The organism is Deltaproteobacteria bacterium (assembly GCA_016213065.1).
Taxonomy (GTDB): Bacteria; UBA10199; UBA10199; order SPLOWO2-01-44-7; family SPLOWO2-01-44-7; genus JACRBV01.
Genome location: JACRBV010000067.1, coordinates 1 through 9,825, shown reverse-complemented (window position 1 = coordinate 9,825; position 9,825 = coordinate 1). Strand labels below are relative to the sequence as shown.

At 43.8% G+C, this 9,825-nt stretch carries 6 protein-coding genes; 5 read left to right on the top strand and 1 reads right to left on the bottom strand.

The annotated features are described in order from the left end of the window. The 3 genes from HY877_04030 to HY877_04020 all read left to right on the top strand — a co-directional run. Positions 1–858 (top strand): aryl-sulfate sulfotransferase (locus tag HY877_04030; GenBank protein MBI5299446.1); only part of this gene is annotated, 858 nt, incomplete at its 5' end. A gap of 75 nt (positions 859–933) precedes the next feature. Further along, a complete protein-coding gene (locus tag HY877_04025) occupies positions 934–1,455 on the top strand; it encodes a hypothetical protein (GenBank protein ID MBI5299445.1) in 522 nt (173 codons plus the stop codon). 34 nt (positions 1,456–1,489) lie between these two features. Further along, positions 1,490–3,751: a HAMP domain-containing protein gene (locus HY877_04020; protein MBI5299444.1), complete on the top strand. Its 2,262-nt coding sequence runs from the start codon at positions 1,490–1,492 to the stop codon at positions 3,749–3,751. Between the two features lie 161 nt (positions 3,752–3,912). Here HY877_04020 and HY877_04015 read toward each other — a convergent pair whose 3' ends face one another. Then, positions 3,913–7,239: a tetratricopeptide repeat protein gene (locus HY877_04015; protein ID MBI5299443.1), complete on the bottom strand. Its 3,327-nt coding sequence runs from the start codon at positions 7,237–7,239 to the stop codon at positions 3,913–3,915. A gap of 416 nt (positions 7,240–7,655) precedes the next feature. On the opposite strand from HY877_04015, the gene HY877_04010 reads away from it, so the two are divergent. Further along, a complete protein-coding gene (locus HY877_04010) occupies positions 7,656–9,032 on the top strand; it encodes an MFS transporter (GenBank protein MBI5299442.1) in 1,377 nt (458 codons plus the stop codon). 1 nt (position 9,033) lies between these two features. Continuing rightward, on the top strand, positions 9,034–9,825 hold a 792-nt coding region (locus HY877_04005; GenBank protein MBI5299441.1), incomplete at its 3' end, for a HAMP domain-containing protein.

Genomic DNA, 9,825 nt, shown 5'->3' with positions numbered 1-9,825 from the left:
GCTATCCATCACGATTATGACAAAATGCCCAATGGAAATATCATTGCGATTCTCTGGTCAAAGCACAAAAGGCCGGATGAGGTGGAGGGTGGGATACCCAATACAGAATATGAGGGAGGGGTGATTTTAAGTGAGACGATTGCCGAGATAGAGCCATCAGGAAAAATTGTCTGGAAGTGGGTTGCCGAAGATCACCTGAAGGCAGAGGAATATCCCGTGTGTCCTTTGGATTACAGGAAGAGATGGCTACACGCAAATTCCATACAGTTTCTTTCCTCCGACAATCCCATTTTCACGGGTAAGGAATTGATACTGGTCTCTTTACGTCAACCTTCTGCGTCTATTATTATTGATAAGGGTTCCGGAAATATCCTATGGAGATACGGCGGCTATCTCGAGGGTGAATGGGCACGACTTGGACATCAACATTCTTTTGATATGATCGGAGCAAAAATCGGAGGCAAGGAATTGCCCGGGTATGGAAATCTTCTTGTCTTTGATAATGGCATGCACAATGCCGCCATTGAAGACTGGGGTTTGCCGCGTTCAAAAGTGGTCGAGATTGACCCAAAAACCAAGAAAGTGGTTTGGGCCTTCACACACCATGAAGAAAAATTTGCAGGTTGGATGCCCCCTGAATTTAAATTCAATTCCCCATATATAGCCGGGGCGCAAAGGCTTCCCAATGGTAACACCTTAATCTGTGAGGGGGCATCTGGCAGAATTTTCGAGGTTACAAAGGGTGGGGAAATTGTATGGGAGTTTATTAATCCGGAAAGAAGAGCTCTGTTTAGAACGTATCGGTACGGACCCGACTTTGCGGGTTTTATGGGTAAGGGTTTACCCAAACCAGATTAGAAAGGGGGCAATATGGCGTGGCAAAGACTTTGTATAATCTTTTTTTGTCTTCTGTTTGCGTACACTTTTTTGCAGATGGGTTATGGTGAGGAGACCGTCGGGAAAAAGGAAATCGGGTCAACGTATAAACCAAATAGGCTGATGAACGGTGGTTTTGAGGAGGCAAAAGAAAACAAACCAAATTACTGGAAATTTTTTGGTCATGGTGAGGAGCTCCTTTTCGATGGCAATGACCATATTGAGGGTGCACACTCAATGCAAATTCATCTTAAGCAATATTCAAAAGAAGGAGTTCGTTTACAGCAGGAGGTCGAAGTGGAAGTTGGAAAAAGATATGACTTTGGTGGAAAGATGAAGGCTAACCTTGAAAAAGGATTCGCAAACATTATGGTCATTTTGTTAGATAAAGAGAGGAAGGAAATAGCAACGTATGCTCTCCCAAAACCCGGTGTTAATAATGACTGGATTTCTCAAAACATGTGGTTTCAGTCGCCCAACGGCGCTGATGTGGCAAAAATCATATGTTTTGTAAAAGGGAGCGGGAAGGCATGGTTTGATGATATCTATTTCAGTGCAAAAATTAGAGGGGGTTATTAGTGAAAGATAATTTCAAACTAAAGGATTTCTCAACATGACGAGAAGAACAAAGTTGTTTATCGCGTTTTTCTTACTTGCCATCCTACCGATGTTTATTGTTGGCACTTGGATGGCGTCAACTGCCAAAAAAAAGTTAGAGCAGATCCAATTTCTCCATCTCGAAAGCATCTCGGATACGAAGGTCACAAAAATTGAAGAGTTTTTTAATGAGTTGAAAAGGGAGCTTCGCGTAGCACAGGATTATTATAGCATCAAAAAAAATCTTCCAGTTCTCACCCGGTTTAAGCAGGACAAGACAAACCCAAACTATATCGCGGCCCAAAAAATGCTGGATGGCCAGATGAAAACACTGCAAAAAGAAGGTTTCTTTTTCGATGTTATGCTGGTTCGCCCCGACGGAAAAATTGCCTATACGACGGCAGATCAGCATCAGACAATGGATCTGGGGCACTCTCTACCCGATCCAGACGGGAAAGCCTTTGAAAAGGGGAAAAAGGGATTTTATTTTTCGGAGATCTTCAGAAATCGTATCGAAGACGGCAAATTTACAATCTTGGCCACGGCGCCTCTCCACGATTTCAACGGAAAATTTATCGGGGTATTCGCTCTTGAAGTAAATATGCAACCTGTTTATGCACTGTTTCAGGATTTTGTTGGATTGGGTAAAACGGGAGAGACCCTGATTGTAAAAAAAATGGGGGACCGAATCCTGTTTTTGAACCCCCGGCGTTACGATCCGGAGGCGGCTCTGGAAAAAACCGTCCTGATCGGTGACAGATACGCCATTCCTGCCCAGAAAGCGGCTCTGGGAGGAAAGGGGTTTGGGCATGCGACTGATTATCGGGGCAAAAAAGTTATCACGGCTTGGCGGTATATCCCCTCTTTGGATTGGGGGCTCGTGACAAAAATAGATGAAGAAGAGGCTTTTGCTTCCGTAACCGCTTTAGAGCATCAGCTGACACTGGCTTTAGCCGTCCTCTTAATTTTAACAATCTTGGCGGCTTACGTTTTGGCAAGGGCCGTTTCCGATCCGATATTAAAATTGACAAAAGCCGCAGAGAGGATCAGCCAAGGAAATCTGGATTACAAAACGGGCATCAAAAGCGGTGATGAAATTGGAAAACTGGCCCATGCCTTTGATGCGATGACACAACGTCTGAAACAAACATTGGTTTCACGCGATGTTCTTGCTGTCGAAGTAGAGGAGCGAAAACGTCTGCAATCGGAATTGAAAACCACACTTTACAGCATTGGCGATGCGGTCATGTCCATGGATATTTCTGGTCGTGTGGTAATGATGAATCCGATTGCGGAACAACTGACCGGTTGGAGTGAAGCCGAGGCAAAAGGCAGATCGCTTGAAGAAATATTTCGCATCGTTAATGAAGAAACGCGCGAGACCGTTGAAAGTCCCGTGACGCGTGTCCTGAAAGAAGGCGTTATTATCGGACTGGCAAATCATACCATTCTGATTTCACGCGACGAAAGAAAGGAACGGCCCATAGGCGACAGCGGTGCGCCAATCTTCGACAAGGATGGCAAGGTTGTTGGAGTTGTTTTGATATTCCGCGATCTGACAAAGGAAAAAGAGGCCGAAAAAACGCTTAAAGAAGCGACGGAAATAAAATCAAAATTTACCTCCATAGTTTCCCATGAGATTAGAAATCCTTTGACCACGATCAAAAGCGCCATTGAAAATCTCAAAGACGGGATAAGCGGGACACTCAATGAAAAACAGAGTCGGGTGGTGGAAATTGCCGATTGCAATGCCGACCGACTCGCACGCCTGGTAAACAATGTTTTGGATTTTCAGAAAATGGACTCAGGCAAAATGAAATACGATATGCGCGAAAATGATATTTGTGATGTTGTGAGGGAAGTCCAAAAATCCATGGCCGTTTTGGCAAATGAAAAAGGTTTGAATGTTACGGCAAAATTGGATGAAAAACTGCCGAAGATAAGATTTGATAAAGACAGGATCGTTCAGGTGCTGACCAATCTGGTTGGCAATGCCGTAAAATTCACGGAAAAGGGCGCTGTCTCTGCTGTTGTGGAGCAGAGGGATAACACCGTGCATGTTATGGTGCAAGATACGGGTCCGGGAATTAAAACGGAAGACATCCCAAAACTTTTTCAAACATTTGAGCAATTGGACAGCACAAGAGACAAGAAAAAAGGTGGCACAGGTTTAGGTTTGGCCATTTCCAAAGAAATTATTCTGTCCCACAAAGGAAAAATCTGGGCCGAATCAGAATTTGGCCTAGGATCCACATTCCATTTTACACTGCCTTTATAAAGAATACCCATTGAAATCATTGTCGGGGTGATAGGATTTGAAACTACGGCCCCCTGCTCCCAAAGCACCAAAGATTTTATCGGGAGTTCTAATAAATATCATTCGCACCCATGCCAAGCAAAATATGGACTTCTTTGACTTTGTCGTTAATCACATCGCCATTACCGAATGCCTTTTTCCAACAGACTGCACTCTTTAAGCAATTGGGGATCTTGAGCGGCCAGTTGTTTCAGGGTTGGCAGAAGGGCGATGGCTTTTTCCCTGTGCCCCTGATCCTGCATCATCTGTGCTTTGACCATGGCAATGCGAAATAAATAAGGGCGCGCGGCATCCGGCGGAATGTTTTTTAAAATTGCCTCTGCGTCCACAAAATGCTTTGCGACTTTCTCATGTTCTTTTTTGTGAAAATAAATTTCACCAAGGCTTATCTTTGCCAGAACGAGAAGCATCCCGGACAGATTTGTTGCCAAAGCGGAATCAAAATGAACAACGGCTTCATCCCATTGTTTCAATTCCTTCAAATAAAGCCCTTGGCGGATCATGAGTCCTTTCATGGTTGAGGCATATTCTTCTTCGCGATTTAAAAAGGAGCTGGCTACCAGAGAGGATTTGTCTTCCTCTAAAGCCAATTCCGGTTTGTCGCTGTCGTGATAAATTTCGGCCTTGGCCATGTGCGCTTTCATCAGCCATTTTCCCTGTCCCGTTTTTTTGGCCAAGACAAGCGCTTCCTCCGCATATTTGCCGGCGGCTTCATAGTTTTTCAAATACCGCTGACATTCAGCCAGCGTGAGATAAGTCTCCACAAGGGCATAGATGTTTTTTTCGTCTCCTTTTATTGTTTCAATTTTATCCAAAAGCACCGTTGCCGCTTCTGCATATCTTCCCCCGGCCTTCAGCACACGCCCCAATTCGTTGTTACGGCGGACACCGGAGAATTCCCCCTGCAAATTCTTTTCTAGTTCGAGTGATTTACGGAAGATGGCTTTCGCCTTTTCAAGGTGTTCCTTTGTTTTTTCTTTTCCCTCGCATGACTCAAGATAGTGGAAAAAACCTTCGTGATTTTTCAGAAAAATAAAGTGTGGGGCGATGTTTCGGCCTCGGTAGAGGGCCAATCCTTTTTGAATTAGCTTTAGAGCTTCTTCTCTTTTTCCCTTTTCAAGCAGGACAGCAGACATTTTTTCATAAAGGATGATTTGCCATAAGCGGGTTCCATTTGAGAGATTTTTTTCGATCAACTTTAAAGCTGATTCAAAACAATGTTCCGCCTCTTTATATTTTCCGCGGTTATGATAATTGGCAATGAGGAGATTGAGGATATAGATTTTCAATTTTGGAAGCTCTTTGGGTGATAATTCAAGGGCCTTGTTCAATAACTGCCGCGCTATCAGTAATTGCCCCTGATTCATTTTCAGTCTCCCGAGGTGGATCAGATGATAAATGGCTTTACATTTGTCCGTGCCGAAACCAAAATGCAGGGAAGCTAGGGTTTTGTTTTTGTCCGCAAAATGGGTGGCCAAAGCGTCGTGAAGCAATTGACGTTTTTTTTCTTCGAGTGTTTCGTAGATAATCATGGGGGCCAGCGGATTGACGAATTCAAAGGACTGTAATTTTTCATGATGGGTCAGCCACCGGGTATCCACGAGGTTCAAAAGCGTTTGTCCCAATGTTAATGCAGGAAAAAAACGGGAAAATTCCTCAAAACGGGGCGGGGGTGACAGGCCGAGCGTATTCCAAACAGCCATCCAGCAAATGACGTCTTGTTCCGTCTTCGTCAGTTTGCTGAACTGGGATAAAAGCCTCTCTTGTGTCGGCTGTGTTCCGCCATGATAGATCAGACTGCCTTCAAGGTTCGGCTCCTCCCATTCGGAAAAAAGAATTTTGCCGGAGGGATCGAAGACGAGCAATTCCCCGCCGGCGTCGAGTTCTTCCAACGCCGCACGAACTTCCAGAGGGACACCCAATGTTTTTGAATAAAAAGATTTCAGCCAGCGTTCAGGGATAGTGCTGTTGGAGAAGGCGGGTGTACTCGCAAGATATTCCCTCAATTCGTCAATGGAAAAGGGTTTGAGTTCAAACGATCGGAAATGCTCTGCCTCCACGGGGACGGCGTCGCAGGGATATTTCGTGCTCGTAAAAAAAAGCAGGACGGGTTTTTTAAGTGCGCCTTCCCGCAAAAGGCGGCCTGTTGCCGAAAGGATTCCATATATCTGAAGATGATCCGCCAGATTTTGCAGAGCCAAATCCAGATTGTCGATAAGAATTAACACCGGTTTTTCCCCGGAAACAAAATCGCGATGAATTTTTTCCGACCAGCGCGTCAGCCATTCTTCAGATGCCGGCAATTCCAGATGATGCAGGGTGATTTTTTCCAAAACATGGGTTGCATATTCTTTCAGCGTTTTTAAAAGATGCGTTTTACCCATTCCTGTCTCTCCGCCGATACAGACAACGGGGGTCTTTGCTGTTTTACATTGGCTCAAGCCATCCATGTAAGCCTTCAGCGTATCTTGTATGCCGGCACGGCCGATGTGCCTGTCCCTTTCAGGGATCAGATAGCTGGAAGGGGCGCGGGAGGTTGTAGAAAAAGCGTCCGGCAACTGTGTCCTTAATGCATTGATGACTGCGCGGGCATGCGGATAAAATCGGTCTTCCGGATCTTTTGCAAGCAAGCGGAGAATAATCGTATTCAAAAATTCGGGGATGGATTCGTCGTAATCGGTCAACGGCGGAGGAGGGGTTTCCTGACGGATCAATTCAGCCAGTTTTTCCATATTTCCTTTGCATTGTTTCCGCTGTTTGAACGGAAAGACGCTGGTGATGCAGTAATAGGCTGTTGCCGCAAATTCGAAGAGATCGGCACGGGCGTCGATTTTTTCTGTCTGAGAGAGAGCCACTTCCGGGGCGATGAAAGAAGGTGTACCGCGCGGTTTGAAGTTGAAAATCCCTATCGACAGAGCGGCGCCGAAATCAATCAGCTTCGGACACGGTTTCCCGTTGTTCGTAGTCATCAAAATATTTTGTGGTTTGATGTCCAGATGAAGAAGGTCGTGGCGATGAACGCAGTCGATGGCTTCCAAAATTCCTATCAATACGCCTATTTTTTCGGGAACGGGCAGAGAAATGAGCGCTTGAAACAAACTCTTACCCTCAATGAATTCGGAGACGATGTAAAAACTACCCTTGTGATAACCCAAGTCAAACATTTGGGCGATGTTCGGATGGTTTATTCCCATGGCGATGTGAAATTCTTCCCGGAACTTGGCCGCCTTTTTCCGAAACAACGTTTCCACTTCTTCCTCTGTTTTCGGGAGAGAACCTTTTGTGCGAAGATGGGCGAGAGCGGCGTCTTTATTTAAAACTTTGAGGGCGCACTTTCTGTTATGGTTGTTGATGTCTTCAGCGAGATGGATAATGCCATTGCCGCCTTGGGCTATGTTGGTTTTTAAAATGCGATAATTCCCGATAATTTCACCCGCGGTAATGTCCATAACATGCTGTCTACTCCGGAATAGCGAAAAACACAATTATCAACAGTCTCCCCATTTTTTGCACAACTTTTGAGACAGGTGTCGCAAAACTGATACACTTCCGCACACATACACCCCTTTCATCTTTTCCCTCAACTGTATGATTTTTAACACGATATGACTTTTCTCGCACATGGCACGGAGATTGCTTTATAAAAAGAAAAAATAAAAACAAAAAATCGCACAACTTTTTTATCGAAACACCGAAGACTTTAAAAGAAAGGGGAAAAAATCTTGACTTTGTTTTTTGAAAAATTTAGTCATAGCGCTCATCAACACAGGAGGTGCTTATGCAAGAAAACGAAAGAGAACCGCTCGTATAATTTTTGTAGTTATTTCCTTATTTTTTCGAATAACCGATTGGAATCCATCTCAACATGCTGAAGAAAAATACAATTAATCCTGCAATCAGGGATGTGTGGGTTGTTGCCCGAATTATTTGGCTTACTTTAGGATTTAACCTTGGACTTTTCTTGTACACCTATAGTGCTTTTCTTTTTGAAAAATTTATGCCGCTGGGCAGTTCAAAAGCATTGCAATTAACCATCTTGCTCAGCATCGTCATGGATATTTTCGTCATTGTAATTGAAGTCCCCACCGGTGCCATTGCTGATTATCTTGGAAGAAAGAAAATTATTATACTCAGCTTTATTTTGCTTGCATTAACCAATTTTCTTAGAGCATGGCTCCCATTTGTTTTAGCCATCCAAAACATTTTCATTCTCGCAGTACTGGCTTCCATTATTTACACCCTCAGCTTTACTTTTTATAATGGATGTTGTGTTGCATGGATGGTTGACAGCATTCGCGAAAGAAATATCCCCGAGGGGCATGCTCCGTTATTGTCCCGTTCTTGGGGTTACATGTTTTTAGCTCAAATTGTTGGCGCGATCATCGGGTTGCTTCTGTATCTCAACAACTATATTTTCTATGCTTTTAGCCTCGGATTCATGAGTGCATTATTATGTGCCTTATTCTGTGTTGTTTTTATGAAGGAAACAAAATCAATATCATTTCACGAAGGAAAAATTGATCTAAAACACTCTTATGCAGAACTCATATCTATCATTAAGACCGGTGTCGGGCTTGTGTTAAAAGTTCCAGCACTTCTGTATTTGTTGCTAGCTTATTCCATTTTTAAGTTTGCGTCGGATCTAATCAGTTATTTGGCTCCGGTAGCTTTGCAGGCAAACTTGGGTACAAAGACACTGAATTATTACTGGTTTCTGGTTGTCTTCCTTGGTTTGTTAATGGCATTTTTGGGATCCAAATTGATGGAAAAAATAAACGCCAAGGACGGTGGTGTTCGAAAAACAAGTAATGCCCGCTTATGGGTTTATTACGTCCTCGTTAATCTGTTGATTGGTTTATTTGTCATCGGTTTGGGTTTAAAGAGTCTTAATAGCAAATTGCCGTTGGTTTTATTTATGACAACCATTGTGACATGTCGTTTTGGTTACGGTTTTCTCTCACCTGCCTACAACACGCTTATAAATGCTTACATCCCTCCGGAAAATTCAAAACAAAGGGCAACTATTTTGTCATTGGGGAGCATGATAGTCAGCATTTTGGCTATTTTTCTAACGTTGCCCTCCAGCGGTCCCGATGGCAAAGCAACAACGGTTGGATGGATCCTGCCGGGCTCACTGCTTGTGTTTATGACCGTGGGTATTCACATTCTCATGCGCCGATATCAGAGAAAAATTGGAGAAATTCCGTCTGCCGTAGTAGCACCCGTCGTTCAGGAGGGATAGAGTGGACAGTTTGCGTTTTGTAAAATTCTTTCGTCGCTCCATCCGCAACAAATTCATTCTTGTCCTGCCCCTGACGGTCATAATTTGTCTGGGTCTTCCCTTCACACTCAGCATTGTTTCATTGCGTCAACAAATCACCGAACATTTTATCAAAGTGGGCAAACATCACATCAACCTCTTGGAAAAACAATTTACCGACCCCTCAAAAGAAAAACTTTATGAGGAAGCCATATTTGGCCATGACATGCTTTATTTGGAAATCAAAGGGAGTCATGGGGAAAGAGAATTTCTTCGGACTCTGAAAGAAGGCTTGCAATATGAACATCGCTTTACAAAAGAAATTTTTCCAAAAACGGATTCCATAACGGTGAAAAAAATGGTGGTTGATGGGGAATCCGTTTTGGAGTTTACGAAAGATGTCGGAAAAGAAAAATTGATCGTGGGCATATCCCTCTCAGAGCTCAATCAATTACTATTGCAACAAACAGTAACAATCCTCTTGATCAGTTTGTTGGCAACAGGTTCTCTCATTATTGTCATTATTTTGATGTCCTACTTTATCACTCGACCCATGATCCAGCTGACTCAGGAAACAGAGGCGATTGCAACAGGGCAACGAAAACTAATTCCAATATCTCCACAAAGACCTCTTGACGAAGTAGGACAGCTTGCTGAAACCGTAAACCATCTTGTAGGACAAATTGACAATTGGGAAGAAACAGCAAAGAAAATGGCGGCCGAAGCCGCCATCGGAAAAATCGCCACCCAAGTTGCGCATGACATTCGTGGGCCG